At 69.6% G+C, this 25893-nt stretch carries 19 protein-coding genes; 11 read left to right on the top strand and 8 right to left on the bottom strand.

Features of this window, described 5'->3' with window-relative positions:
- Positions 1 to 9: 9 nt before the first annotated feature.
- Together nucS and LC438_RS18125 are read right to left on the bottom strand one after the other, a co-directional pair.
- A complete protein-coding gene (gene nucS / locus LC438_RS18130) occupies positions 10 to 705 on the bottom strand; it encodes an endonuclease NucS (protein WP_105673469.1) in 696 nt (231 codons plus the stop codon).
- Positions 706 to 761: 56 nt separating this feature from the next.
- Entirely contained in the window at positions 762 to 1646 is an 885-nt protein-coding gene (locus tag LC438_RS18125) for a GAP family protein (protein ID WP_223587424.1), read from the bottom strand.
- A gap of 117 nt (positions 1647 to 1763) precedes the next feature.
- Here LC438_RS18125 and LC438_RS18120 point away from each other — a divergent pair, with 117 nt between their 5' ends.
- Both LC438_RS18120 and LC438_RS18115 read left to right on the top strand, forming a co-directional pair.
- Entirely contained in the window at positions 1764 to 2957 is a 1194-nt protein-coding gene (locus LC438_RS18120; RefSeq protein ID WP_223587423.1) for a sensor histidine kinase, read from the top strand.
- On the top strand, positions 2954 to 3607 hold the full coding sequence (locus tag LC438_RS18115; protein WP_223587422.1) for a response regulator transcription factor: 654 nt from the start codon (positions 2954 to 2956) through the stop codon (positions 3605 to 3607). Before LC438_RS18120 ends, LC438_RS18115 begins: the two co-directional genes overlap by 4 nt.
- Positions 3608 to 3847: 240 nt before the next feature.
- On the opposite strand, the gene LC438_RS18110 is transcribed toward LC438_RS18115, so the two are convergent.
- Complete coding sequence (locus LC438_RS18110) at positions 3848 to 5080, bottom strand: MFS transporter (protein WP_223587421.1); 1233 nt, start codon at positions 5078 to 5080, stop codon at positions 3848 to 3850.
- Positions 5081 to 5139: 59 nt separating this feature from the next.
- Here LC438_RS18110 and LC438_RS18105 point away from each other — a divergent pair, with 59 nt between their 5' ends.
- Positions 5140 to 6204, top strand: coding sequence for a LacI family DNA-binding transcriptional regulator (locus tag LC438_RS18105; protein ID WP_105673474.1), 1065 nt, complete (start codon positions 5140 to 5142; stop codon positions 6202 to 6204).
- A gap of 141 nt (positions 6205 to 6345) precedes the next feature.
- Here LC438_RS18105 and LC438_RS18100 read toward each other — a convergent pair whose 3' ends face one another.
- Complete coding sequence (locus LC438_RS18100) at positions 6346 to 7839, bottom strand: hypothetical protein (RefSeq protein ID WP_105673475.1); 1494 nt, start codon at positions 7837 to 7839, stop codon at positions 6346 to 6348.
- Between the two features lie 100 nt (positions 7840 to 7939).
- Here LC438_RS18100 and LC438_RS18095 point away from each other — a divergent pair, with 100 nt between their 5' ends.
- The 7 genes from LC438_RS18095 (at position 7940) to LC438_RS18935 (ending at position 15437) form a co-directional block, all read left to right on the top strand.
- Entirely contained in the window at positions 7940 to 10885 is a 2946-nt protein-coding gene (locus LC438_RS18095) for a Na+/H+ antiporter subunit A (protein ID WP_105673476.1), read from the top strand.
- The gene (locus LC438_RS18090; RefSeq protein WP_105673477.1) at positions 10885 to 11418 is read left to right on the top strand and encodes a Na(+)/H(+) antiporter subunit C; all 534 of its coding nucleotides are present in this window, start codon (positions 10885 to 10887) and stop codon (positions 11416 to 11418) included. The genes LC438_RS18095 and LC438_RS18090 overlap by 1 nt, the downstream gene beginning before the upstream one ends.
- Positions 11415 to 12968: a Na+/H+ antiporter subunit D gene (locus LC438_RS18085; RefSeq protein WP_223587420.1), complete on the top strand. Its 1554-nt coding sequence runs from the start codon at positions 11415 to 11417 to the stop codon at positions 12966 to 12968. The genes LC438_RS18090 and LC438_RS18085 overlap by 4 nt, the downstream gene beginning before the upstream one ends.
- Entirely contained in the window at positions 12965 to 13537 is a 573-nt protein-coding gene (locus LC438_RS18080) for a Na+/H+ antiporter subunit E (RefSeq protein WP_105673479.1), read from the top strand. Before LC438_RS18085 ends, LC438_RS18080 begins: the two co-directional genes overlap by 4 nt.
- Positions 13534 to 13803, top strand: coding sequence for a monovalent cation/H+ antiporter complex subunit F (locus LC438_RS18075; protein ID WP_105673480.1), 270 nt, complete (start codon positions 13534 to 13536; stop codon positions 13801 to 13803). The genes LC438_RS18080 and LC438_RS18075 overlap by 4 nt, the downstream gene beginning before the upstream one ends.
- The gene (gene mnhG, locus LC438_RS18070; protein ID WP_105673481.1) at positions 13800 to 14189 is read left to right on the top strand and encodes a monovalent cation/H(+) antiporter subunit G; all 390 of its coding nucleotides are present in this window, start codon (positions 13800 to 13802) and stop codon (positions 14187 to 14189) included. Before LC438_RS18075 ends, mnhG begins: the two co-directional genes overlap by 4 nt.
- 234 nt (positions 14190 to 14423) lie before the next feature.
- Positions 14424 to 15437, top strand: coding sequence for a type IV toxin-antitoxin system AbiEi family antitoxin domain-containing protein (locus tag LC438_RS18935; RefSeq protein WP_374197884.1), 1014 nt, complete (start codon positions 14424 to 14426; stop codon positions 15435 to 15437).
- 328 nt (positions 15438 to 15765) lie between these two features.
- Here LC438_RS18935 and LC438_RS18060 read toward each other — a convergent pair whose 3' ends face one another.
- The gene (locus LC438_RS18060; protein WP_223587419.1) at positions 15766 to 16527 is read right to left on the bottom strand and encodes an alpha/beta fold hydrolase; all 762 of its coding nucleotides are present in this window, start codon (positions 16525 to 16527) and stop codon (positions 15766 to 15768) included.
- Between the two features lie 142 nt (positions 16528 to 16669).
- Between LC438_RS18060 and LC438_RS18055 the strand changes: the two genes are divergently transcribed.
- Positions 16670 to 18025, top strand: a complete 1356-nt coding sequence (locus LC438_RS18055) for an MFS transporter (protein WP_223587418.1) — start codon at positions 16670 to 16672, stop codon at positions 18023 to 18025.
- Positions 18026 to 18083: 58 nt separating this feature from the next.
- Here the strand turns inward: LC438_RS18055 and LC438_RS18050 are convergent, their stop codons facing one another.
- The 3 genes from LC438_RS18050 to LC438_RS18040 all read right to left on the bottom strand — a co-directional run bounded on the left by LC438_RS18050 (position 18084) and on the right by LC438_RS18040 (position 25890).
- Complete coding sequence (locus LC438_RS18050) at positions 18084 to 20729, bottom strand: penicillin acylase family protein (RefSeq protein WP_223587417.1); 2646 nt, start codon at positions 20727 to 20729, stop codon at positions 18084 to 18086.
- 107 nt (positions 20730 to 20836) lie between these two features.
- Positions 20837 to 23020: a YhgE/Pip domain-containing protein gene (locus LC438_RS18045; protein ID WP_105673488.1), complete on the bottom strand. Its 2184-nt coding sequence runs from the start codon at positions 23018 to 23020 to the stop codon at positions 20837 to 20839.
- A complete protein-coding gene (locus LC438_RS18040; RefSeq protein WP_223587416.1) occupies positions 23017 to 25890 on the bottom strand; it encodes a YhgE/Pip domain-containing protein in 2874 nt (957 codons plus the stop codon). The genes LC438_RS18045 and LC438_RS18040 overlap by 4 nt, the downstream gene beginning before the upstream one ends.
- Positions 25891 to 25893: the final 3 nt, after the last annotated feature.

The raw sequence follows: 25893 nt of genomic DNA, 5'->3' as shown, positions 1-25893 counted from the left end.
GGCAGAGCATCAGAACAGGCGCGGCGCGCCCGAATCGATCCCCTTCATGTCGTCGTAGTCGAGGACGAGGCAGCGGATGCCGCGATCCTCCGCGAGCACGCGAGCCTGAGGCTTGATCTCCTGCGCGGCGAAGATGCCGGTGATCGGGGCGAGGTGCGGGTCGCGGCCCAGCAGCTCGAGGTAGCGGGTGAGCTGCTCGACGCCGTCGATGTCGCCGCGGCGCTTCACCTCGATCGCGATGGCCGCGCCCTCGGCATCCCGGACCAGCAGATCGACGGGGCCGATCGCCGTCGGGTACTCGCGCCGCACGAGCGTGGTCCCCTCGCCCACGAGCTCGACCTGCTCGGCGAGGAGCCGCTGCAGATCCGCCTCGACGCCGTCCTTCTGCAGGCCGGGGTCGATGCCGAGGTCATGGTTCGAGTCGTGGAGGATCTCGTAGATCTGCACGCGCAGCGCGTCGCCGGTCTTCTTGTGCGTGACGCGCCAGACCTCGACGACACCCGCGCTGGCCTCCTCCTCACCGGGCTCCTCGGGCGAGAGCGAGCACGGCGGGCTCATCCAGTTCAGCGGCTTGTAGCTGCCGCCGTCGGAGTGCACGAGCAGACTTCCGTCTCCCTTGTGCACCAGCAGGCGCGTGGCGAGAGGGAGATGAGCATTGAGCCGCCCGGTGTAGTCCACGGAGCAGCGGGCGATGACGAGACGCACCCGTCGAGCCTACTTCGTCGCGACCGCGTCCGGTCGCGCCGGACCGTCGGGGCCGGTCACCGGTCGAGCATGGTCCCGATCGCATCGAAGATCCCGAGCTCCGTCGCGGCGGAACGTGCGATCAGGAAGCCGATGATGCCGAGGATCCAGGCGGTGTTCTCGGCGCCGGTGCGTTCCATCCACGCGGCGAAGCGCTCGAGCGGCCGCTGCACCAGAGGGGCGGCCACCATGCGCAGCACGAGGAGGACGACGGCCGGGGCGACCATGAGAGCGCAATAGCCCACCAGCGCGAGCACGCGGAACGGCGTGCTCGCCCCGGCATCCGCGAGCATCGTCATCGCGACGATGTAGGGGAGCATCGTCGCGACCTCCACGAGGCCCGCGGCGATCGCGACCGCCATGACCGCCGTTCCTCGGGTGCGAGGATCCAGCAGGCGCTCGCGCCATCGCGTGATGCGTCCGGACGACGGGGCGGGCGCAGGGACGGCGCCGCCGGCGGGAGGAGCAGCGGCGGGAGGAGGGGTGAGCGGATCGGTGCGCGCGGCGGATACGGCACCGCCGGATGCTGTGGCGCCGGATGTCGCTGTGCCCGAGGCTGCGGATGCCGACGCGGCCTCGCGGGCCTTCGAGCCGGTCGGCATCGCGAACGCGACGACGAGCAGCGCGGCGCCGACGATGAGGCGCACGATCAGCCCCGCCGAGGAGGAGAGGAAGTCGGAGGCGACGTCGACGAGGTTGACCAGGCCCCAGAGGAAGAGGAGTCCGACCACGAGGTAGAACGCGGCGATGGTGCCGAGGTAGAGCAGGATGCGTCCGGCCCGCACGCGACCCGGACTGAGGAGGAGGAACACGGGGATGAGCAGCGTGCCGACGCTCAGCCCGTCGATCAGCGCCAGAAGGGCCAGGGAGAGGGGGAGCGGGAGTCCGCCGAAGAGTTCCATGCGACCAGCCTCTCCGCGCTCGCCCCCGCGCGGATCGGGCGAAGGTCGCGGTCGCATTCGCCGCTCCTCATACCTTGGTCGGATGCGGGGAACGGCCAGCCGTGGTTGCATGAACGCATGGAGGAGGCGAGGGTCGGCGGCATCCGCGAGTGGTATTTGTCGCATCGGCGGCCGGTCGACGCCCTCCTCATCGCCCTGCTCAGCGCGCTCGCCGCGTTCCTCGGTTTCAGCGGCATCTGGAGCATCTTCTCGGTGCTCCCCGCGGATGCCTCTCCCTGGTGGACTCTGGCGACGGCGCTCCCCGCCTGCATCCTCGTCCTGACCAAGCACCGCGCTCCGTGGCTCTCGCTGATCGCCGCGACGGTCGTGTTCGCGGTCGACCTGTTCACCACCGGCGGGCTCGGCCCGCTCGTCGTGCTCCTCGACGTGCTGTGGACGGCGGCGTTCCTGGCCTCCCCGCGGGCGCGGCGCAGGATCCTCATCGCCATGATCCTCAGCGTCGTGGTGCTCTTCGTGGTCGCGCTCCTCGTGTCGGAGGCTTCGGCCCCCACGGCGTTCCTGGTGGCGGTCCAGTTCGGGGCCTTCGTCGGCACCGACTACTGGTGGGCGGTCGCCGTGTCTCAGGCGAACGAGCTCGCCGACCTCCACCGCCAGCGCGCAGAGGAGGCGGCGGCCGCGGCGGTGCGGGATCGTGCGGAGGCCGTGCTGCGCGAGCGGGAGACCATGGCGAAGGAGCTCCATGACGTCGTCGCCGGTCACGTGCTGGCCATGGCGATCAGGGCCGAGGCCGCGCTGTCGACGCCGGCCGATGAGAGGGCCGATCGCGCGGCGCTGCAGGCGGTGCGGGATGCCGGCATCGATGCCCACGGAGCGCTGCGCTCGATGATCGCCGTGCTGCGGAGGGGCGACGGAGAGCTCTCGCCGACGCCCCGGCTGGCCGATGTCGAGGCGCTCGCCGACGATGCGCGCCGCGCGGGACTCCGGGTGCGGGTGTCGGCGGAGAGCGTGACGACGCTGACGGGGCCGACCGAGCAGGCCGTGGTGCGCGTCGTGCGCGAGGCGCTGTCGAACTGCCTGCGTCACGCCGGAGGCGCGGAGGTCGATGTGACGATGGAGGAGAGGGATGCCGCGATCACGGTGCGCGTGGAGTCCCGGGGCGGCGCGCCTCTCGTCGCGGCCGGCTACGAGGGCGGCGGCTGGGGCCTGAGCATGCTCGCCGAGCGGGTGGAGGCGCTGGGCGGCAGGTTCTCCGCGGGGCCGCACGCCGGTGGCTGGCTGGTCGAGGCGCAGCTGCCCGCGAGGCCGGTATGAGCGCCCCGACCGTGCTGCTCGCCGACGATCACGGTGCGATCCGCGCGGGCCTGCGCATCATGCTCGAGTCGCACGGCATCCGCGTGGTGGGCGAGGCCGCCGACGGAGACGTGGCGGTGCGCAACGCCGCAGCCCTGCGCCCCGACGTGGTGCTCATGGACCTGCGGATGCCGGGGCGCGACGGCGTCTCCGCGACGCGCGAGATCGTGGAGCAGGGGCTGAGCGACGTCCTGGTGCTCACGAGCTTCGATGAGGACGAGCTGGTGTTCGGGGCGATCAGGGCCGGTGCGGCCGGGTTCCTGCTCAAGACCGTGGATGCGTCGTCTCTCGTCGCCGCGGTCCGTGCGGTCGCCGCGGGTGAAGGGGCGCTCGACCCCCGGGTGACGCGACGTGCGCTCGCCGCGGCGGCCCAGGGCATGGGGAGTCCGCCCGACATCGCGACCCCTGCGCTGCCCGAGCTGACGTCGCGCGAGCAGGAGGTGCTCGACGGCATCCTCCAGGGGTGGTCCAACGCCCAGCTCGCCCAGCGGCTGGGGATCAGCGTGCCGACCGTGAAGACGCACGTGTCGAGCGTGCTCGCCAAGCTGGGCGCCCGCAGTCGCTCTCACGCCGCCGCTCTCGTGCGCGACGGCGACCGGAGACGGCCGTGACCTGCACCCGCGATGGCAGCGGCGGGATCAGCTGTAGAGGCAGTAGTCGTGAATGATCGCCCAGCCGAGAAGTCCGAAGGCGAAGCCCCAGCGTGTGTCTCTGCACATGTTTTCCTCCAAGAATCGGTTCGTTTCGAGTGGAGAGGGTGACTCCCCGCGGCCACCGTAACAAGCCGCCCACGGCGGGGTAACCGTATTTCTACGGATGGTTTCCTCGTCGACGTCAGCCGACCGGGTCGCCTAGCCCTGCTTCTCCGGCTCGGTCATCTCGTCGGCGCGGAGCGGCCGCGCCGCCGCCGAGAAGAGACCGGAGAGCGCGGCGAGCACCACGAGGATGTACAGGGTGTTCAGCAGCCCGACGTGCTCGCTGATGAATCCGAGCACCGGGGGGCCGCCGAGGAAGGCGATGTAGCCGATCGTCGCGGCGGCGCTCACGCGCGCCGCGGCCTTGGCGGGGTCGTCGGCCGCCGCCGACATGCCGAGGGGGAATCCGAGGGAGGCCCCGATGCCCCACAGCGCCGCAGCCACGAAGACCAGGGGCGTGTTCGGCGCGAGGATGAAGAGCAGGATGCCGCCAGCCGCCGTGATCGCGAGGATGCGCAGCACGATGACCCGGCCGAAGCGGTCGACCAGCGGACCGCCGAAGAGTCGGACCACCGTCATCGCGACCGAGAAGGTGGCGAGGGCGGCGGCGCCTGCGGCGGGACCGGCGCCGTGGTCTTCGGAGACGCCGAGCGCGAGCCAGTCGTTGGCCCCGCCCTCGGCGAAGGACATGCCCAGCATCACGACGCCGAGCGCGTAGGTGCGCGGTTCGCGCCAGGCCTCCAGCGCCACGTGCATCCGCTCGCGCCAGTGCGGCTTCTCCGCGGGAGCCGGGTCGAGCGCGGCTTCGCGCACGGGGACGTTCGCGAAGCACACGACAGCCAGGACGGCGATGACGCCGGCGACGACGAAGGAGTGCAGCGACACGTTCGCGCCGAGGTGCACGGCGAGGGCGCCGAGACCCGCGCCGATCACCGTGCCGAAGCTGAAGAATGCGTGGAACACCGGGAGGATCGTCTTGCCCATCTGCTGCTCGACGGCCGTGGCCTCGACGTTCATCATGACGTCGAGGGAGCCGTTGCCGAACCCGAACAGCACGAGGCCGATGACGACCACGGGCGCCGAGCCCATCACGTTCGTGCCCACGCCGACCAGCGTCAGCCCGACCGCGAACGTGAGCATCGTCGCGAGCATCCCGACCCGCGCACCGGTGCGCGCCATGACGGCGGGACTCGTCGAGATGCCGATGATCGACGAGACGCCCATGCCGAGCAGCAGCAGCCCCATCTGGGCGTTGTCGATGTCGAGGGCGAGCTTGATGTCGGGCACGCGAGAGGCCCAGGTCGCGATCGACAGGCCGCTCGCGAGGAAGATCGCGAAGATCGCGGCGCGCCAGCGCACGAACTGGGGACGGGTGAGGGCGGTGTCCATGCCGGACACTCTATCGAATCGATTCGATCCCGCGAAACCAGGGGAGGTATCCTCGGAGTATGAGCAGTCAGGACAGCCCGCGACGAGCGACGATCGCCGACGTCGCGCGCGAGGCCGGCGTCGCGACATCCACCGCCTCCGTCGTTTTCAGCGGCAAGGCCAAGGTCTCGGCGGGAACGCGCGAGCGCGTGCTCGCCGCCGCCGCCGAGCTCGGCTACGCGGGCCCCGATCCGCGTGCCGCCTCCCTGCGGAGGGGACGCAGCGGCATCGTCGCCGTCGTGCTCGAGGGGCATCTGCGTGCGGCCTTCCTCGACCCGGTCACCACCGCCATGATGGACGGACTGACCGACGGCCTCGCCGACCTCAGCGCCGGCATCCTGCTCATGCGCGACGACCCGGGCGAGAGCGACGGGTCTCCGCTGGCGAACGCGCCGGTCGACGCCGTGGTGCTCATCGGATGCTCAGGGCGCACCCGCGCCTCGCTCGACATCGTGCGCGGCCGGGGCCTTCCCGTCGTCGTGATCGAGGGGGACGCCGGAGAGGGCATCCCGCGGATCACGCTCGACAACGCGGATGCCGCCGCCGCGGTCGCCCGCCACGTGCGGGATCTCGGGCATGAGGATGTGGCCCTGGTCACCCTGCCGCTCGACACCGCGCGCGACCGCCTCCAGGTGACCCCGCAGCGGATCAGCACCGCGACGGTCGACGTCACGATCGACCGCCTCGCGGGCATGAGGTCGGTCTTCCCCGATGCGCCGGCGATCTCGGCATCCGGCAGCCTGATCGACGAGGGTCTCCTGGTCGGACGGATGCTGCTCGCCGACGCCGAGAGCCGCCCGACGGCCGTGCTCGCCCAGAGCGACCTGCTCGCCGTCGGAGTGATCCGCGCCGCCGAGGAGCTGGGGCTGCGAGTGCCGGAAGACCTCTCCGTCGCCGGCTTCGACGGCATCGCCGTCGACGGGCTCGGCGGGCCCGTACTCACCACGAGCGTGCAGCCCGCCGTCGAGAAGGGGCGCGCGGCGGGCGAGCAGGTCGCGCGGATGCTCCGCGGCGAACCAGGCATCACCCAGCACCTGACCTGCCGCTTCCGCGAGGGCACGACGACCGCGGCTCCGCGGGGCTGAGGCCCGGTCCGGATGCGTCGCCGTGCCGGTGGTCGCCGGTGCAGCGCCAGAACTCCGGAGACTCGCGTGTTCTCCGACCTGAAGACCCAGTATCCGGCGAGAACCTGACGGATCTCCGGAGTTCTGGCGTCGGCGCCGCGCTCAGCTGTGCGGCGGGCCGAGCGGGAGCGTCGTGGAGCCGTAGTCGAGGATGCGGTAGCGGCCGCACGGCACGACGCTCTGCGGCACGGCCGGCGTCGGCAGTTCCCACTGCACGCTCTGCGCATCCTCGACGAGGAACGAGACCTCGCCCACCGCGAAGTCGGTGCGGTTCACCAGCCAGGCGTACGCGTTCAGCCTGTTGTCGACCTGCACCAGCTGCGCAGGGTCGTCGAGGTGCGCCTTCGGCAGCCGGACGGTCCAGAACTGACCGGCGCCGGTCCGTCCCGAGGCGTTCACCCAGTCGGTCACGCAGGTGAGGTCGGAATCGGGCGCCTGCGCGGCCGCGGTAAGCCGAGGGATGCTGAGGCCGCCGGCCACGAGCAGAACGATCGAGGCGACGGCGGCCGCCTGGCGCGCGGGCCGCTCCGGCAGGCGCAGGGCGCGGGGTGCGGCGACGAGAGCGAGCAGCGGGGCGAACGCGATGGGCTGGAGGTACCGCGCCGCGTGGGTGCCGAGCGCGATCGCACCGAGCGTGACGAGCAGCGGCAGCATCCATCCCGCCGCCGCGACGAACCTCTCCGCGTCGGTGGAGGCGCGGACGGTCCTGAGCACGGCGAGCACGATGAGAGCGGCGGTGACGAGCGCGCCGAGGAGGCCCAGCGGAGTCGAGAGACGGTCGCCGAGCAGGCCGCCGTAGTAGCCGATCGACTGCATCCACAGCTCCGGCTGCGCGTATCCCGCACCGGTGTTCGCGATCCATGCCGAGAACGGAATACGAGCGAGGAAGCCGAGGGCCGTGCCGCCGACGAGCACGGCGAGCAGGAGCAGCATCCGCCCCCTCGCCCGCGGTCGGAAGAACCCGATCGCCAGGAGCACCGTGAGCGGAACCGTCGCCCACACCGCGAAGAGCGGATTCGTCAGCGTCGCGACGGCGGCGATCGGAGCGACTGCGACGACGCAGACGAACCCGGGGCGATCGAGCGCGCGTCGCATCAGACCGATGACGGCGATGACCGCGACCACGGTCGAGGAGTAGTAGGTCGTCGTGAGCTGCAACGAGGCGAGCTCCAGGGCGTCCCTCGACGCGGAGGTCTCCGTCGCGGCCAGCACCCCGAAGGCGCACAGGGCGACCAGGGACCACGCGACAGGGGCGCTCCCCTCGTGTCTGCGGCCGGCCGCGAGACGGATCACGCCGTACAGGGCGAGCAGATTCACGACCGCGTTCACGGCGAGCAGACCGTCGAGATCGAGCGGCAGCAGGCCGTCGACACCCGCGAACACGCCGGACTCCGGGAGGAACAGCACACTCGACATGGCCCAGTCGAGCGGTCCTCCGGCGAGAGCGGATCGGGCGAACATCGCGACGATCAGCGAGTCCCCGTCGCGGAAGAGGAGCTCGGAACGAGCGGATGCCGCGACCTGTCCGGCGACGGCGATCGATACGCCGAGCGCGGCGAACCAGCCGAGAAGCTCACGGGTCCAGGCGCGTCGCATGGGACAACTCTCGCACGCTCACACCTTTCACCCAGGTAAACTGGACGGACACCCGCCCGCCAGTGCCGCAAGGCCGACGAGCCCAGAGGGAGCCACGATCATGTTGACCCTCCTCGGTGTGTTCCTCCTCGGATCGCTCCTGATGCCCGTTCTCGTGCGCTGGATCGGCGCGCGCGCGTTCATCGTCGCCGCGCTCATTCCCGCCGCGGCATTCATCCATGCCCTCGTGCTCACGCCGCAGGTCCTCGACACGGGCGACTCGCCCTTCGAGACCGTGTCCTGGATCCCGCAGCTCGGGCTGAACATGTCCATGCACATGGACGTCCTCGGCTGGGTCCTGACTCTCATCGTCACCGGCGTCGGCGCGCTGGTGCTCTACTACTGCCGCTGGTACTTCCACGACGACTCCGCGGGGATCGGCCAGTTCGCCGGCGTCCTGCTCGGCTTCGCCGGCGCGATGTACGGACTCGTCCTCACCGACGACCTCGTCATGCTCGTGATGTTCTGGGAGGTGACGAGCATCCTCTCGTACCTCCTCATCGGCCACTACCGCCGCCGAGCGGCCAGCCGACGCGCCGCCCTGCAGGCTCTGCTGGTCACCACCCTCGGCGGCCTGGTCATGTTCGTCGGCGTGGTCCTCCTCGTCGTCGACGCCGGTACCTCGAGCATCCGTGAGATCCTCGCCCTGGCGCCGACGGGACCGATCGTGGATGCCGCGATCGTGATGCTGCTGATCGGTGCGATCAGCAAGTCGGCGCTGTTCCCGTTCCACTTCTGGCTCCCGGGAGCGATGGCGGCCCCGACGCCGGTCAGCGCGTACCTGCACGCGGCCGCGATGGTGAAGGCCGGCATCTACCTGATCGCCCGGTTCGCCCCGATCTTCGCGTTCAGCGGGCCGTGGCGCCCCATCGTCATCTCTCTCGGCGTCTTCACGATGCTGCTCGGCGGCATCCAGGCCCTGCGCGAGACCGACCTCAAGCGCATCCTCGCCTTCGGCACCGTCAGCCAGCTCGGCTTCTTCGCGGTCGTCGTCGGATACGGCACGCAGGCGTCGGCCCTCGCCGGCCTCGCCCTGGTGATCGGCCATGCGCTGTTCAAGTCGGCGCTCTTCCTCATCGTCGGGATCATCGACCGCCAGCTCTCCACCCGTGACATCACCGAGCTCTCCGGCGTGGGCAGACAGGCCCCGATCCTCGCGGCGACCGCGTTCATCTCGGTGGCGTCCATGGCAGGCATCGCGCCGACGATCGGATTCGTCGCCAAGGAGTCGACTCTCACGGCCCTCCTCGACGACGCCCAGGGCGGCTCGCCGTGGGGTCTGGTCGCGATCATCGGCATCGCCGTCGGGTCCATGCTGACCGCGGCATATGGCACGCGCTTCCTCTGGGGCGCGTTCTTCACGAAGCGCGATCAGCGCGGAGACCGGATGCCGGAGACGGCATGGCCGGATCCGCCCGTTGGCTTCCTCGCGGCGCCCATCATCCTCGCCGGGCTCACCCTCGCCGCCGGCATCGGCGCCCCGGCGCTCGACGTCGCGCTGCAGGGGTACGCCGTCACCGCGACCCCCGGTCTCGATCACGCGGGGGAGGCCGTCGAAGGACCGGGTCATCTCGCCCTCTGGCACGGATTCGAACCGGCTCTCGGCATCTCGATCCTCACGATCCTGCTCGGCATCGGCCTGTTCCTGCTCACCCGCCGCACCGGCTGGGATCGCAAGCCGCGCGTGCTGCCGTTCACCGCCGCCGACGCCTACTACCTCGCCATGCGCGGCATCGACCGACTCTCCGTGCTCAGCACGACCCTGACCCAGCGGGGCTCGCTGCCGGTCTACGTCGGAACGATCTTCGTGGTGTTCGTCGCCGCCGAGGTCACCGCGCTGCTGGCGAGCGACATCGATCGGTTCCAGCTCTCGGCGTGGCACACTCCGGCGCAGATCGCCGCAGCCCCGCTCATGGCGGTCGCGGGCATCTTCGCCGTGCGCGCGCAGAAGCGCTACACCGGCGTCGTCCTCGTCTCGGTGACCGGGTTGGGCATGGTCGCCCTCTTCGCGACCAGCGGCGCCCCCGATCTCGCCCTCACGCAGGTGCTCGTCGAGACGGTGACGATGGTCACGTTCGCGCTGGTGCTGCGGAGGCTTCCCGCGCGGATGGGCGAGCACAACGCCTCCGTCGGCCGCATCCCGAGGGCGCTGCTCGGGATCGGCGTGGGCGTGACGATGGCGCTGGTCGCCGTCGTGGCCACACAGTCCAGGGTCGCCGAGCCGATCTCCGCGATGTTCCCGAAGCTCGCCTACGAGCTGGGGCACGGCAAGAACGTGGTCAACGTCGCGCTGGTCGACCTCCGCGGATGGGACACGATGGGCGAGCTGTCCGTGCTCGTGCTCGCCGCGACGGGCGTCGCATCCCTCGTCTTCGTCACGCATCGCGCCGATCTGCTCGCGGCGACCAAGACCCTCCCGAGGTCCGCGCGGCGGGCGACGCGGGGTCGGCCGCTCGTGGAGACCACGGAGGGTGTGCGCTTCCAGACCTCCGAGAACCGCAGCAGTCCGCGCGCCTGGCTCGTGAGCGGGTCGAAGATGAAACCGGAGAACCGGTCGATCCTGCTCGAGGTCATCGTCCGCGTGCTGTTCCACACCATCATCGTCGTGTCGATCTTCCTGCTGTTCTCCGGCCACAACCTCCCGGGCGGCGGGTTCGCCGGAGGCCTCGTCGCCGGCATGGCGCTCGTGATGCGGTACATCGCCGGCGGGCGCTGGGAACTGGGTGCGGCTGCGCCGACGGATGCCGGACGCCTCCTCGGGGCGGGACTCGTGCTGGCCGTCGGCACCGCCGTCGTGCCGCTGTTCTTCGGCCTCTCCCCGCTCACCAGCACGTTCTGGGAGTGGGAGATCCCCGGTCTCGGACACATGGAGTTCGTCACCTCGACGATCTTCGACATCGGCGTGTACCTCGTGGTGATCGGCCTGGTGCTCGATGTGCTGCGCAGCCTCGGCGCCGAGGTCGACAGGCAGACGCAGGAGATGCGCGAGAGAGGGGTGAACATCTGATGGATGTCTCGCTGACCCTCATCGTCATCATGGCCGTGCTGTTCGCATGCGGTGTCTACGCCATGCTCGAGCGCAGCCTGACCCGCGTGCTCATCGGCTTCCTGCTGCTCGGCAACGCGACGAACCTGCTGCTGCTGATCGTCATGGGAGTGCCGGGCAACGCGCCGTTCTTCGGCACGGAGGGGGAGATGAGCGACCCGCTGCCGCAGGCGCTGACCCTCACCGCCATCGTCATCACCTTCGCCGTCTCCGCGTTCCTGCTCGCTCTGATCTACCGCTCCTGGCAGCTGGGGCAGGCCGACACGGTCGAGGACGACGAAGACGACATCGCCATCCGCGGACGCACGGATGCCGAGGAAGACCTCATGGGCGACGACGAGGGCGACTACACCGACGACGACGTCACCACCGACTTCGTCGGCGTGCAGACCGCCCCGATCACGGTGCTGCACATGCGCGATCACCCCGCGATCGACGATGAGGCCCCGGTCGACCGGCCGACGGCATCCGACGATGGGGGAGACCGCACGTGACCGCCCTCATCCCCCTCCTCGTCGCCCTTCCGCTGCTCGGCGCGGCGGTGACCCTGATCTTCGGACGCAACGCCCGCGTGCAGTCGATCGTCACGGTCGTGACCCTCGTCGTCGTCTCGGTGATCGCCGCCGTCCTGCTCGTCGCGGTCGATGCGGGCAGTCCGCTCGCGGTCTCGGTGGGCGGCTGGCCGGTGCCGTTCGGCATCGTGCTGTACGTCGATCGGCTCGCCGCCCTGCTCGTGCTGGTGTCGAGCATCGTGCTGCTCGCCGTGCTCCTGTTCTCGATCGGCCAGGGTGTCGCCGACGGCGCCGAAGAGACCCCGATCTCGATCTTCAACCCCTCGTATCTGATCCTCGCGGCGGGCATCTTCAACGCCTTCATCGCCGGCGACCTCTTCAACCTCTACGTGGGATTCGAGATCCTGCTCGTCGCATCGTACGTGCTCATCACGCTCGGGAGCACCGAATCGCGCATCCGCACCGGCGCCGTCTACATCGTCGTGTCGCTCGTGTCGTCGATCCTCTTCCTCGCGTCGATCGCGATGATCTACGGAGCCCTCGGCACCGTGAACATGGCGCAGATCGCCGAGCGGATGACGGAGCTCCCGCAGGAGACGCAGCTCGTCCTGCACCTCATGCTCGTGATCGCCTTCGGCATCAAGGCCGCGATCTTCCCCGTGTCGTTCTGGCTCCCCGACTCCTACCCGACGGCGCCCGCCCCGGTCACCGCCGTCTTCGCGGGCCTGCTGACGAAGGTCGGCGTGTACGCGCTGATCCGCACCGAGACGCAGCTGTTCGCCGACAACAGCATCAACACGCTGCTGCTGATCATCGCCATCGCGACCATGATCGTCGGCGTGCTCGGTGCGGTGGCGCAGGCCGAGCTCAAGAGGATCCTGTCCTTCACGCTGGTCAGCCACGTCGGGTACATGATCTTCGGACTCGCGATAGCGACCCCCGCGGCGATCGGGGCGACGGTGTACTACATCGTCCACCACATCATCGTGCAGACGACCCTGTTCCTCGCGGTCGGCCTCGTCGAGCGTCGAGCGGGCAGCACGTCGATCCTGCGGGTGAAGGGGCTGCTCAAGATCGCGCCGGTGATCGCCGTGCTCTACTTCATCCCCGCGATCAACCTCGGCGGTCTGCCGCCGTTCTCCGGATTCATCGGCAAGTTCGCGCTGTTCGAGGCTGCGGCATCCGTGGGGACCCCGCTCATGATCGTGCTGATCGTCGGCGGCATCGTGACCTCGCTGCTCACGCTCTACGCCCTGATGCGCGCGTGGAACCTCGCCTTCTGGCGCGAGGAGGAGGACTCCACCGAGACCGAGGGCCGCATCTCGCACCTGGGCAACGCCCCCGCCGCCGATGAGCAGCAGGAGCGCCGCCGCATCCCCGCGATCATGACCGTGGCGACGGCGGGGATGGTCGCCGTCACGGTGTCCCTGACCGTGTTCGCCGGCCCCCTCTACGCCCTCTGCGACCGCATCGGCGAAGCGCTGCTGCAGCCGGTGAGCCTCGTGCAGCTGGAAGACGAGGTCGACGGATGAGCCCCGACAGCGGCCGGCACTTCTGGCGAGACCTCGGCGTGCAGCTGCCGTTCCTCGCCTGGCTCGTCGTGCTCTGGATGCTGCTGTGGGCGCAGTTCACGCTGCTGTCGTTCGTCACCGGTCTCGTCGTCGCGATCTTCGTGACCCGTGTCTTCCGCCTGCCGACGGTGGAGCTCTCCGGCCGCATCAACGTCTGGTACGCCGTGACCCTCGGCGTGCAGTTCCTGTTCGCCGTGCTGCGGGGCGCGCTCTCCGTGGCCGTGCAGGTGTTCGACTTCCGCCGGCAGCCGGGCACCGCGATCATCGCCGTGCAGCTGCGCTACTCCGACGACCTCATGATGACGCACGTCGCCGTCGCGTCATCGCTGGTCCCCGGGTCTCTCGTGGTCGAGGCCGATCGCGACCGCCGCATCCTCTACCTGCACGTGATCGGCGTGCGCAGCATGGCCGACGTCGAGAAGCAGAGGGCCGGCGTGCTCCTGTGGGAGAAGCGGATCGTCCGTGCGCTCGGCGACCCGGCGCAGTATCGTGCGCTGAAAGAGGACGAAAGGGCGGAGGCCTCGCGATGAGCATCCTGCTCGCAGTCATCATGGTCGTGTTCGGCGTCGCGGCCGTGCTCACCGTCATCCGCATCGTCAGAGGCCCCTCGATCCTCGACCGCGCCGTCGCGTCCGATGTGCTCCTCACCGAGGTGATGTGCGTGCTCGGCGCCGAGATGGCCATCAACGGACACACCCGCAGCATCCCCGTGCTGCTGATCATCGCCGCGATCGGGGTGTTCGGCTCCATCGCCGTCGCCCGCTTCGTCGCGAGAAGGGACAACACGACACCATGAACGTGTTCGGTCTCATGATCCCGGATGCCGTCATCGACGTGGCGGTCCTCGTGCTGATCCTGCTCGGGGCGCTGCTGTGCCTGTCGGCGGCGGTCGGCCTCCTCCGCTTCCGCGATGTGCCGTCGCGGTTGCACGCGGCGACCAAGCCGCAGGTGCTCGGCCTGCTGCTGATCTGCATCGCGATCGCGCTGTCGCAGCGCTCCGTGGGCGGCATCCTCCTCGGCCTCGTGCTCGTGGCGCCCATCGTGCTGATGCAGTTCGCGACCGCACCCCTGTCGGCGCACATGGTCGGTCGCCAGGCGTACCGCAACGGATCGATCGACCAGCGTCACCTCGTCGTCGACGAGCTCGCCGACTCGAAACAGACTCCGCCCGGCGCCGGGTAGCCGTTCCCGGGCCGGCCAGGCAGGCCGGCCGATCTGGCACCGGCCGATCCGACGGCGGTCCATCCGTGCGTGTGGATCCGGCGGGCCGATTCGGCGGGCCAGCCGATCCGCCGGAGGACTTCGGACGTTGTCTTCGGGCTCGGGTGCGTGCCAGAACTCCGGAGAATCTACGCTGACCGGCGCGCGTGTCCTTGTGCAGCGGTCTTCGCGTGCAGATGTCCGGACTTCTGGCGGATGAACCTTTCGTCCACAATCCTGGGTTCGCCCCAGGTCTCTCCACAGGACCACGAAACGGATCACCGCGCCTCAGGCATTCGGCAGTCTTGCCGAATGCCTGAGAAGAAGAGAATGCTCGACCGCCTGCGCGAGCTTCACCGGATCCAGATCCTCAGCCGCAATGACCTGCGCGAGGCCGGGCTGTCCACGCACGCGATCACCCGGGCGGTACGCGGTGGTCGACTCACCCGGATCAGGAACGGGGTCTACGCGGTAGGAGATGTGCCCGAAGACGTGCAGACCGCGCTCCACGTCGGTGGCCGGATCTCCTGCGTATCCCTCCTCCGCCTGCTCGGGATCTTCGTACTCGAAGCCACAGGGGTGCACATCCAGGTGCGCCCTCACCTTTCGCGGAGCCGCGATCGGCGACCCCCAGACGCAGTCCTTCATTGGGTAGCCTGCGATGACGTCGGTCTCCCGCATGCCGTATCGATCGACGATGCAGTGCGGCAGTCCATTCGGTGCCAGGCGCCGCGGGCGGCGATCGCGACGCTTGACAGCGTGCTTCATCATCGGCTGTTGACGCGAGAGCATCTCGTATCCATCTTCCAGGGGCTCCCGGAGAGATACCGGCCCCTGCTCGCACTCGTAGACGGCATCGCCGAGTCCGGTCCCGAATCCTTCATGAAACTGATCCTGCGAACGTTGGGTGTCCGATTCGAGATGCAGGTCGAGATACAGGAGGTCGGCCGAGCGGACTTCGTCGTGGAGGGCTGGCTCATCATCGAGTGCGACAGCCGCGAATTCCATCAGGGCTGGGATCAGCAGATGCGAGATCGTGCGCGGGATCTGGGGGCGGCCCGTCTGGGATACGTCTGCATCCGAGTACCGGCGATGGACATCTTCACCAGACAGGGCGAGGTTCGCGAGGCGATCCGGGCGGTGATCGTCGCGTTCGGGCCTCGGTGGCGAGGAACCGCGTCGGTGCCGAAACTCCGGAGATCTGGGCGGGGCAAACCTCGCTCCGGCTGAGGGGCGGCGAACCTCCCCCTTCTCCGGAGTTCTGGCGCCTCGGCCTGCGGCTGGCAGCGACGCGTCCATTCTGCTCGACCCATGCCCTGCCACCCGCCGCTCATCCAAGCTCGGGTTGTGCCCCCACGTCGGTTCTCCAGAACTCCGGAGATTCGCAGTCCCGCCGCCCGTTGACGGCTGCCACGACCGAGAATGCCGATAGTTCTCCGGAGTTCTGGCGCACCGAACCACATCACGCTCGCACCGGACCGATCTCGGACCGGGACCAGGCCGGTCTCAGACCGGGATCAGCCCCCGCCCGCACCGGACTGCACCGGACCGCACCGGATCAGAGCCGGTCGGCGAAGCGCTGGATGAAGGATGCCGCGGGGCCGGCGTCGCTGATGAGCGTGCCGTGGCCGTGGTCGGGGATCACCTCGAGCTCTGCGCCCGGGATGTGCGTGAGGATCTGCTGGCACCAGCTCATCGGCGCGAGCGGGTCGTGCTCGCCGCGCAGCACGAGGGTCGGGCGGTCGATGCGCGCGTAGGCCTTCTCGGGCTCGTGCACGATGGTGGCCCGGATCTTCCGCAGCAGGTTCGGTCCCCCGCGAAGGTACTCGCGGGCACCGCGCCAGAGCACGACGGGCCGTTCGCCGAGCAGGTCGCGCAGCAGGTACGAGGCCTGGGCGCGGATGCTGCGTGAGGCGCTGTCGACCGTCGGACCCGCCAGCACCACGCCGGACACGAGGGACGGATGTCGGGCCGTGAGCTCAGCGGCGATCTGGCTGCCCATCGAGTGTCCGATGACGACGACCGGAGCCTCGTCGGAGTGGCGGAGGTAGGCGGCGACGAGATCGGCGTGCCGTTCCATGGTGAGGGTGCGCGTGGGCTCGGGCGCCTCGCCGAAACCGGGGAGGTCGACCGCGATGACCCGCCCGCGCAGCCGCTGCACCACGTCGAGGTAGACGCTGCGCCCCATGCCGATGCCGTGCAGCAGGATGAAAGTGCGCTCTCCGGTCCCGAAGGTCTCGGTGATCAGGGTCGCGCCTCCGTGCTCGAACTCGGCGAGCAGTGCCGGAACGTCCTGAGGAGCGAGAAGGCGATTCGGCACCCATCCACGCTAGTCGACGCGGATCGCCCTCGACGACCCGGCCGCCGCTCCCGCACCCGAAGGCCCCTCCCCGCGCACGGGGAGATGTACAAGACGCAGGCCGGAACGGCGGGGTCGGCCGCCCTCCGTGCGAGGATGAATCGTGCCCTCCTCCAGCCCAGACGCCGACGAGGCGCAGACGGAGGAGGGGGCCAAGGGCCTCGCCGCCCGCATCGCCCACAGCCTCAGCGATCCCGTGCTCCGCGCCCTCGTCACGGCGGTGGCCGTGTCTCGCATCGGCCGCGGCGTCTTCCTCGCGGTCACCGTCCTCTTCTTCACGCAGATCGTCGGTCTGAGCGCGGGCGAGGCGGCGATCGTCCTCGCGGTGTCGAGCGGATGCGGCGTCGTGGCGTCCTTCCTCGGCGGATGGTCGGCCGACCGCTGGAGCGCCCGTCGGCTCACCTTCGTGTTCGAGGCTCTCGGCGGTCTGCTTCTCGCCGCCTACGCGTTCGCGGGCGACTTCACCTCGGCCCTGCTGCTGGCGTCGCTCTCCGGCTTCTTCGACTCGATGGGGTACTCGGCGCGGTCGGCGATCATCGCCAGGGGATTCCAGGCCGAACGGCGGGTGCATGCCCGTGCCGTGCTGCGCACCGTCACCAACGTGTCGATCGCCGTGGGGTCGGCGATCGGCGCGTTCGCGCTCGCGCTGGGAACGGCCGAGGCCTACCGGATCGTGATCGTGGGGGCGGGACTGCTGTGCGCGGTCGGCTCCCTGCCGCTGCTGCGGCTGACGGCCGAGGTCGATGCGCCGGCGCGCGCGACCCCGCCGCCCTCGGTCACCGCCACCGGTTCGATCGACACGGATGCCGCGGCCGCCGCCCTCGCCGAGCGCACGGACTGGAGCCGACGCTCTCCCTGGCGCAACCCGCGGTACCTGGCGCTGACCGTCTTGACGGGTGTCTTCGCGATGCAGTTCGGCGTCTTCGAGGTCGGCGTGCCCCTGTGGATCACTCGCGAGACCGCCGCCCCGGAGGTGACGTTCGCCGTGCTGCTGATCGTGAACACCGTCCTGGTGGTGATGTTCCAGGTGCGGGCGTCGCGTGGAACCCACGACCTGCGCACGGCCGGCCGTGTCACCCTGATCGCGGGCGGCCTGATCGTCGCCGCCTGCCTCGTCTACGCGCTGGCGGCGGGCGTGCCGGCGTGGGTGGCGATCCTGCTGCTGGTCGCCGCGACCGTGGCCTACACGTTCGCGGAGATCCTCTCCCAGGCGGGCGGCTGGGGGCTCAGCTTCGAGCTCGCCGACCCGAAGCGCGCGGGGGCGTACCAGGGCGTGTTCGGGATGGGGTTCTCGCTCGGATCGCTCGCGGCTCCGCTCGTGGTGAACGCCACGGCGATCACCTTCGGCTTCGCGGGGTGGGCGATGCTGGCCGTGATCTTCCTCGCTGCGGCGACGGGAACCTGGGTCATCGCCCGTCGTGCTGCTGCCGCATCCGACTCCGCTGCGGCGTCCGTCTGAGCCGCACCCGCGTGCAGAGGGCCGCGCCCCGAAGAACGCCCCGCCCTTACGGTGCAGGTCAGCCGGCCGGGGTGAGCACGAGGGTGTTCACGGTCGCGGCATCCACCGCCTTCGGGGAGAAGGCCCAGGGCTTCTGCACACCTGCGGCCCAGTCGGCGGTCTGGTCGGTGTAGTGCGCGTCGAAGGCATGGCCGGATGCTCCGGTCAGGTGGATCCACGTCGAGGAGTCGAAGTCGGAGAGGTCGATCACCATGCGCATCGACGGCACGGTGGTCGTGGCGTAGGAGGTGCCGAGCTTCCAGCCGGTCGCGTTCACGACGGACCCTCCGCCGCCGACGGGGTAGGGCCCGCGGTTGAAGAGCCACTCGATCGGGGCGATGCCGGAGGAGCCGAACGTGGAGGCGGCGAGGCTGAGCGCGTGCAGGTCGCCCCAGTTCCACCGGGAGACGTCGTCGCCCTGCAGCCCGGCGAGCTCGTCGTAGGCCTCCTCGGCGGAGAGGGCCAGCATCTCGTCCATGCCGTCGACCTTCAGCTGAGGGTTCGTCCACAGCGGGTCCGCGGGGTCGTCGAGCAGGGCGGCGACGACGGTGAACAGGCGCCCCTGGCCGTCGATCGGCAGCGGCTGCTCGCGCTCGCCGAAGATGTTCTGCACGAGGTTCGACCACAGCACGTTCGCGTACGCGGCGGCGGCGGAGGTGGCGTCGTTCTGGGCGTCCCAGTCGTCCAGCAGCGCCACCGCCTTCTTCGGACCCGCTCCCTTCACGTCGACGTCGGCGATCGCGGCCGTCAGGCTCTTCGCGATCCACATCTCGTTGTCCATCTGGATGTCGCGCATGTCGGCGGCCGACAGCGGGCCCTCAGCCGCTCGTCGCTCGATCAGATGCGCGATGCGGCCCGCCCGGTAGCCGTAGTCCCAGTCCTTGGTGAGGAAGTGCGCGTAGTCGTCGGTGACGATCGCGTTGTTGGCCGTGACGATGTACCCCGAGCTCGGGTTGTACGACACCGGCAGCTCCTCGAACGGGATGAATCCGGTCCAGTCGTAGGCGCTGTCCCAGCCGGGCTGCGGCATCCATCCGTCTCCGGCCCCGCGGATCGGCAGGCGGCCGGGGGCCTGGTAGCCGATGTTGCCCTCGGTGTCGGCGTAGATGAGGTTCTGCGCCGGCACGTCGAACAGCGATGCCGCACGACGGAAGTCGTCGAAGTCCTTCGCGGTCGAGAGGGCGAAGATCGCGGTCGAGGCCGTGCCGGGGTCGAGGGCGGTCCAGCGCAGGCTGACGGCGTACTCGGTCTCGCTCGACGGGGCGGATGCCGCGGCGCCGCCCGCGCTCAGAGCGGGGTCGGGGTCGTCGGCGAGGGCGGTGAAGTCGTCGACCAGCCCGGAGATGATCGGTCCGTGCACGGTGGAGCGGATCTTCAGGGTGACGTCGTCTCCGCCCGCGACCTTGATCGTCTCGGTGCGCTCCTCGAGGGGCACGAGGGCGCCGTCGCGCCAGTACTGATCGCCGTCGATCTTCTCGATGTACAGGTCGGTGACATCCGTGGTCAGGTTGGTGAAGCCCCACGCGACCTGCTGGTTGTGCCCGATCACGATGCCGGGGAGTCCGGAGAACGAGAAGCCGCCGACGTCGAAGGGGCAGCTGTCGGTGACCTCGGTGCACTTGAGCTGCACCTGGTACCAGACCGAGGGGAGCGCCGAGCCGAGGTGGGGGTCGTTCGAGAGCAGCGGGAGGCCGCTCTCGGTGAGGGAACCCGACACCACCCACGAGTTCGAGCCGATGCCCTCGCCCACGTCGCCGACGAGGAGGCTGGCGGCCTCGATCACGTCGGACGCCTGCTGCCACTCGATCGTCGTGCTCGCCCGCTGCACCTCGTCGTCGGGGCCGTCGGAGGTGTAGGCGACGGCATCCGCGTCCGTCCCCACCGCGGGAACCGTCGAGATCTTGGGCACGATCACCGGGTTCTCGTCGAAGGGATACGGCGGGTAGAGCTGATCGAGAGCCGACGACACCTCGGCGTCGGTCGCGGATCCGTCGGCGAGCTGGGAGGCGAGCAGCGCCCGCTCCGTCTCGTCCTCGACGTTGGTGCGGAGGTCCCACGCCATCGCCTTGAGCCAGGCGACCGAGTCGGCGGGGGTCCACGGCTCGGGCGAGTAGTCGGCGTTCTGCAGACCGAGGACCGCGTACTCGAGGGAGAGCTCGGCGCCGGAGCGCGAGGCGAGGTACGCGTTGACCCCATCGGCGTAGGACTCGTAGTAGCCGCGGGTGGTGTCGTCCATCGCCTCGACCTCGGCTTCGGCGACCTCGCGCCAGCCGAGGGTGCGGAGGAAGGAGTCGGTGCCCACCTGGGACTCCCCGAACATCTCGGCCACGCGGCCGGACGTCACATGGCGGCGGAAGTCCATCTCGAAGAACCGGTCCTGCGCGTGCACGAATCCCTCGGCGTAGAACAGATCATGCGTCGTGTCCGCCGTGATGGTGGGGATGCCGCGCTCGTCGCGCTGCACGGTGACCTCGGACGTCAGCCCGGTGAGCTCGACCGAGCCGTCGGTCTGCGGGAAGGAGCGCTGGATCGTCCACGTGAGGAAGAAGGCGGCGGCGACCGCGACGACGACGACGCCGGCGAGTATGAGGAACGCGATGCGCCCGATGCGGACGGGCAGCGAGGGGCGCGAGGGTGCGGCCGCAGCCGGCGAATCGGTTGTCATCGTCGAGAACTCTTTCGGGTGGCGTCGTGAGACTCAGTCCCACGAGCCCCAGGACGCGTGTCAGTACGCGTTCTCGCATCATACCCAGGGCCGGGGCCCTCAGGGACTCACATGAGCTTCGTGGACGCCAGCGCGCGCAGCAGCTTCTGGTTGAAGCCGATGAGCGGCAGACGCAGCACCAGACCGAGCAGCAGGGCGGGCAGCATGAAGGCGGACAGCCAGCCCAGCGACACCCAGAAGTCGTTGTGGTAGATGCCGGCGATCGCGGAGCGCATCGCGTTGACGGCGTGCGTCGCGGGAAGGAACGGGCTGATGTTCTGGAACCACTGCGGGAGCACCTGCAGCGGGTAGGCGCCACCGGAACTGGAGATCTGCACGACGAGCATCAGCACGGCCAGCGCCTTCCCCGCGTTCCCGAACGTCACCACGAACGTGTAGACGATCAGGGTGAACACCAGCGACATCACCCATCCGGTCAGGATGAGCAGGAACGGATGCTTCGGCTCCACCTGAGTGAACAGCACGCTGCCGAGGCACACCAGGGAGCTCTGCAGGAACCCGACGACCGCGAAGATGCCGAACCGGCCGAGATACGTCTGGGTGGGGGAGAGCGCCGGCAGGCCGGAGCCCTCGCCACGGGGAGGGTCGACGCGGATCGACACCGAGATCAACAGCGCTCCGACCCACAGTGCGAGGGTCGTGTAGAGCGGAGTCATGGCGGCGCCGAAGCTCACGACCGAGTAGACGGGCACCCGCTTGAGCTCGACGGGCTCGGCGAGATGGGTGGCGAGCGCATGCGGGTCCGCGCCGATCAGCGCGGTGAGCTCACTGAGGTCGCCGGTGTCGATGGCCTTCGTCAGCGCGGCGGCGAGAGCGTCGAACCGATCGGCGGTCTCGGTGAGCGAGCCCGAGATCTCGGTCGTCAACGACTCGGCGTTCGTCAGCGCCGTGCGCAGCGAGTCCGAGCCGGAGAGCGAGTCGGCCACGGAGGAGAGATCGGACTCGATCGAGTCGATGCTGCCGCCGATGGTCGAGAGGGTGTCGGCGAGGGCGTCGAGCTTCGGCCGCAGGCTGCCCGTGTACGCGTTCCGCGCATCCTCCACGGCCGCTTTCGCGCTCGCGATCAGCGCCGTGATCTCCTGGTGCCGGCCCTGGACGTCGGCGTTCGTGTCGGTGATGTCCGTCGCGGTCTGCACGAGGCTGTCGTGCAGGTCCTGCTGCCGGACGATGGCGGCCTCGATCCGCGATACGGCGCGGTCGAACTCGTCCAGCGTCGCCGGGGGCAGCTGCGGACGGACGTCGTTCACGAGGGTGTCGTGCAGGGCCTGGTACTGGTCGATCTGCGTCTGGACCCGCGTCGCGACGGCGCCGACGGCCCCGGCGGCGTCGCCCGACTGGGTGCTCATCGACGCGAACACGTCGTCGATGCTGTCTGCGACGGCCTGGTAGCTGTCGGCCGTGCCGGACAGGGCGGCGCCGAGCGATGACGTGGTGGATGTGAGGACGTCTTTCAGCGTTCGGGCGGCATCCGTTCCGCCGCCCAGTGCGCCGGTCGCGTCGTGGAGCGCGTCACCGGATGCCGTCGCCAGCGCCGATGCGCTGTCGACCAGCGGCCGGCTCGAGGCGATCAGGGAGGTGAACATGTCGGCCGTCGCCGACCCGGAACGCATCTGCGCGGCGACCTGGCTGACGTGGGCCTGCAGCCGGGACAGCATCGCCTGGGTGTCGGCGTCGTCGAGGTAGCCGGAGAGCGACGTGATGATGTTCAGCGCGGCCTCGCTGAGGGTCTCCGTGAACACCTCGTTGATGCTCGTCGTGACCTCCCCCGCGCCCTGCTCGGTGATCTTCGGGGCGAGGGCGTTCTTCTTCTCGTTCGTGTAGTACTCGATCGAGGTGCGCTCGGAGCCGTTCGAGTAGAACGTCATCATGTCGGCGCTGAAGCTCGGCGGGAGCACGATCGCGGCGTAGTACTCGCCCGACTTCGCGCCGTCGATCGCCTTGTCCTCCGAGGTGATCACCCAGTTCAGATCGTCGTTCGCCCGCAGCGCCGACAGCACCTGCTCGCCGACGTTGATGCGGAGCGGGATGAGATCGCTCTGATACCCGTCATCGGTGTTCGCGACGGCGACGGTGAGGTTCTTGGTGTTGTCGAACGGGTTCCAGCTCGCGATCACGTTGAACCAGGTGAACAGCGAGGGGATGACGACGAGGCCGAACAGCACGATGACCGTCATGACGTTGCTCGTCGCCCGTCGCAGGTCGAACAGGAAGACGCTCAGGATGTTCTTCACTTGTCGTCCTCCCCTTCTTGCGCGTCGTGGCCGGTCTCCGGCGGGTCCGTCTTCTCGGCGTCGATCGGTCCGGCATCCGTGTCGGTCTGCGGGGAGTCTGGGTCTGGCTCCGCGTCCGCGTCGGCTTCTGTCTCTGCCTGTGCGTCGAGCACCTCGGTGTGGGGGGCCTCGGTGTCGGGGTCGCGATCGACGTCGTCGGCGATGAACAGCTCCTCCAGGACGGCCGTGTCGTCGGCCGCGTCATCGACGACGGCATCCGGCCGCTCCAGCACGGCGGTGCGAGCGGGTGAGGCCTCTGCGCCCGCGTGGGGGACGGCGTCGGCCAGCAGGAGCGCCCCGCGGCCGTTCTCGACGACCAGAGCCTCGCGCAGGTCGGTCTCGGGCAGGTCGGCCACCTCGGCGGCCTGATGGATGCTCTGCTTGACGTACTCCAGCGTCACCAGGAAGGCGATGAGGATCAGGCACCACAGCGCGCCCAGGCCGAGCATCGTCGCCTTCGCGCCGGGGGTGAGCCACGCGGCGAGGCCGAGAAGGGCCATCCCTCCGACGCCGACGATCAGCGTGAGGCGCAGCACCGTCGGGTACCGATCGGTGAACCGCCTGGTGCGCTGCGCGACCTCCGCGCGGTAGCCGTCGCCGTCGGTCAGGGCGCGGATGATCTCCGGCGTGCGCCGGCGGCCGGTGATCTGCACGTCTTCGCTCACGAACAGCTGGCTCTCGGCGAGGCGGGTGTTGAACAGCAGCGCGAAGTTGCCCAGCCGGCGGCGCAGGAACAGCCCGAGCACGAAGGCCAGTGCGACGAAGACGGCCAGCGCTCCCATGAACCGCCAGTAGTGGCCGCCGTAGAAGCCGCTGATGGTCTCGCGCAGTGCGTCGATGCCGTACGTGAACGGCAGGAACGGATACAGCCCGCGGAAGAAGTCCGGCATCATCTCGATCGGGTACAGCCCCGATGCGCCAGGGATCTGGAAGATCACCAGCAGGATGCACAGGCCCTTGCCGACGATGCCGAAGCACACCGACAGCGCGTAGATGATGCTGAGGTAGGCCAGGCCGATCAGCACGCCGGTCCCGACGAAGGCGAACGGGTTCGCGGTCTGCACGCCGATGACGAGGTTGCCCACGCACACGAGCACGGCCTGGAACACGGCGATCGAGGCCAGCAGCATCCAGCGCCCGAGGTACGCCTGCCGCACCGAGACCCCCTCGACCCCTTCGGTGTCGACCTCGAGCCGCATGATGACCATCAGCACGAACGCGCCGATCCACAGCGACAGGTTGGTGAACAGTGCGGCCATGGCCGATCCGTATGACTTCGTCGGGAACAGCACGTTCTCCTCGACCTCGACGGGTGAGGCCATGAACCGGGCGATCTGGTCGGCGTCCAGTCCGCTGATCGTGCTGAGCCGGTTCCAGATGTCGGCGGCACTGAGCGCCAGGATGTCGGTGCGCACCCCGCCGAGGCCGGACTGCGCGGCGGCGAGGTTGTCGTCGAGAGCGGTGAGCGCCGCGGTGGTCGACGTGAGCTGGGTCTTGAGGCCTGCGAGCAGGCCCTGCGCCTGCGTCAGCTGGGTGCGCTGGGCGCCCAGAGCGGCCGAGAAGGAATCCGCGCTGGACGACAGCACCGACATCGCGTGGTTGAGCTGAGGGATGCTCTGCGTGAGCGCATCCCTGATGGCGCCGGCCGAGGTCGCCGCCGTGCCGACGGCGGCGTCGACGGCATCCGCCGAGGCCGTGACGGAGTCGATCGTGGAGGAGACGTCGGTGTTCAGCTGCTTCAGCTGTGCGAGCACCTGCGCGTCTGCGGTGTTGCGCTCTTGCAGGGCGGAGATCGCCTCGCTCAGCCGCTGGGCGGCGTCGGATCCCGGCGTGGTCGCGTCGAGCGCCGCCTGGAGTTCGTCGAGGGCCTTGGCGTTGGAGTCGATGACCGCGGAGAGGTCGCTGATCGCCCCGCCCACCGCGACGTTCGCCTTGTGCAGGCCCGTCGACAGCGTGGCGATCGAGGTGTTCATCTTCGATGACGCGTCGGCGAGCAGGGTGGCGCCGGAGACGTAGGCGGAGGTCACCTCATCGGTGAAGGCGAGGAGCTCCTGCTGCGCCTCTGCGGCGATCTTCTGCGCCTGGGCGACGGCGCTCTGCACCTCTCCGAGGGTCTTGTCGACATCGCGCAGCGCGACCGCGGCGCTGTCGATTCCGGACTGGGCGCCGGTCAGGCCGGTCTGCAGCTCCGTGATGCGCTGGCGGGCGGTGTCGACCTTGCCGACGGCGTCGTCGAGGGCCGCGACCGTCCCGTCGCGTGCATCCCCGAGCCTGGCCTCGGCGTCTCCTCCCGCGTTCCTCAGCTGCTCGGTGACGGCCTCGGCGACGACGGACACGAAGGTGCTGTTGATCTGGGTGTCGAGCGTCGAGGCGCCGACATCGGTGATCTTCGGGGCGATCGCGTTCGCCTTCTCGTTGACGAAGTACTGCAGAGCGGGGCGGTGGAAGTCGCCGGTGGTGATGCTGACGAAGTCGCGGCTGAAGTCCGCGGGGATGATGATCGCCGCGTAGCTCTTCCCGCTCCGGACGGCATCCATGGCCTCGTCCTCGTCGACGAACTCCCACCCCAGCTGGTCGTTCTCCTTGAGCTGGCCGACGAGCTCGCCACCGACGTCGATGTGTCCGGTGAGGTCGGAGGTCGCGCCCTCGTCCTGATTGACGATCGCGACGGAGACGTTCTGCGTGTTCGAGTACGGGTCCCAGAAGGCGATGATGTTGAACCACGCGTAGAGGGACGGCGTGACGATCACGCCGACGATGATGATCCACGCCTTGCTCACGCGTGCGATGCGGCGGACGTCGCGCCGGAAGACGCTCAGCGAGTTGTGCATCGT

The organism is Microbacterium sp. OVT16B (assembly GCF_019969705.1).
In the GTDB taxonomy this organism is placed as follows: domain Bacteria; phylum Actinomycetota; class Actinomycetes; order Actinomycetales; family Microbacteriaceae; genus Microbacterium; species Microbacterium natoriense.
This window is presented reverse-complemented; position numbering and strand designations above follow the sequence as displayed.

Coding starts and splice junctions, on each gene's coding strand:
- LC438_RS18125 (WP_223587424.1), bottom strand. CDS start 1,646: ATGGAACTCTTCGGCGGACTCCCGCTCCCCCTCTCCCTGGCCCTTCTG.
- LC438_RS18120 (WP_223587423.1), top strand. CDS start 1,764: ATGGAGGAGGCGAGGGTCGGCGGCATCCGCGAGTGGTATTTGTCGCAT.
- LC438_RS18115 (WP_223587422.1), top strand. CDS start 2,954: ATGAGCGCCCCGACCGTGCTGCTCGCCGACGATCACGGTGCGATCCGC.
- LC438_RS18110 (WP_223587421.1), bottom strand. CDS start 5,080: ATGGACACCGCCCTCACCCGTCCCCAGTTCGTGCGCTGGCGCGCCGCG.
- LC438_RS18105 (WP_105673474.1), top strand. CDS start 5,140: ATGAGCAGTCAGGACAGCCCGCGACGAGCGACGATCGCCGACGTCGCG.
- LC438_RS18100 (WP_105673475.1), bottom strand. CDS start 7,839: ATGCGACGCGCCTGGACCCGTGAGCTTCTCGGCTGGTTCGCCGCGCTC.
- LC438_RS18095 (WP_105673476.1), top strand. CDS start 7,940: ATGTTGACCCTCCTCGGTGTGTTCCTCCTCGGATCGCTCCTGATGCCC.
- LC438_RS18090 (WP_105673477.1), top strand. CDS start 10,885: ATGGATGTCTCGCTGACCCTCATCGTCATCATGGCCGTGCTGTTCGCA.
- LC438_RS18080 (WP_105673479.1), top strand. CDS start 12,965: ATGAGCCCCGACAGCGGCCGGCACTTCTGGCGAGACCTCGGCGTGCAG.
- LC438_RS18075 (WP_105673480.1), top strand. CDS start 13,534: ATGAGCATCCTGCTCGCAGTCATCATGGTCGTGTTCGGCGTCGCGGCC.
- mnhG (WP_105673481.1), top strand. CDS start 13,800: ATGAACGTGTTCGGTCTCATGATCCCGGATGCCGTCATCGACGTGGCG.
- LC438_RS18935 (WP_374197884.1), top strand. CDS start 14,424: ATGAACCTTTCGTCCACAATCCTGGGTTCGCCCCAGGTCTCTCCACAG.
- LC438_RS18050 (WP_223587417.1), bottom strand. CDS start 20,729: ATGACAACCGATTCGCCGGCTGCGGCCGCACCCTCGCGCCCCTCGCTG.
- LC438_RS18040 (WP_223587416.1), bottom strand. CDS start 25,890: ATGCACAACTCGCTGAGCGTCTTCCGGCGCGACGTCCGCCGCATCGCA.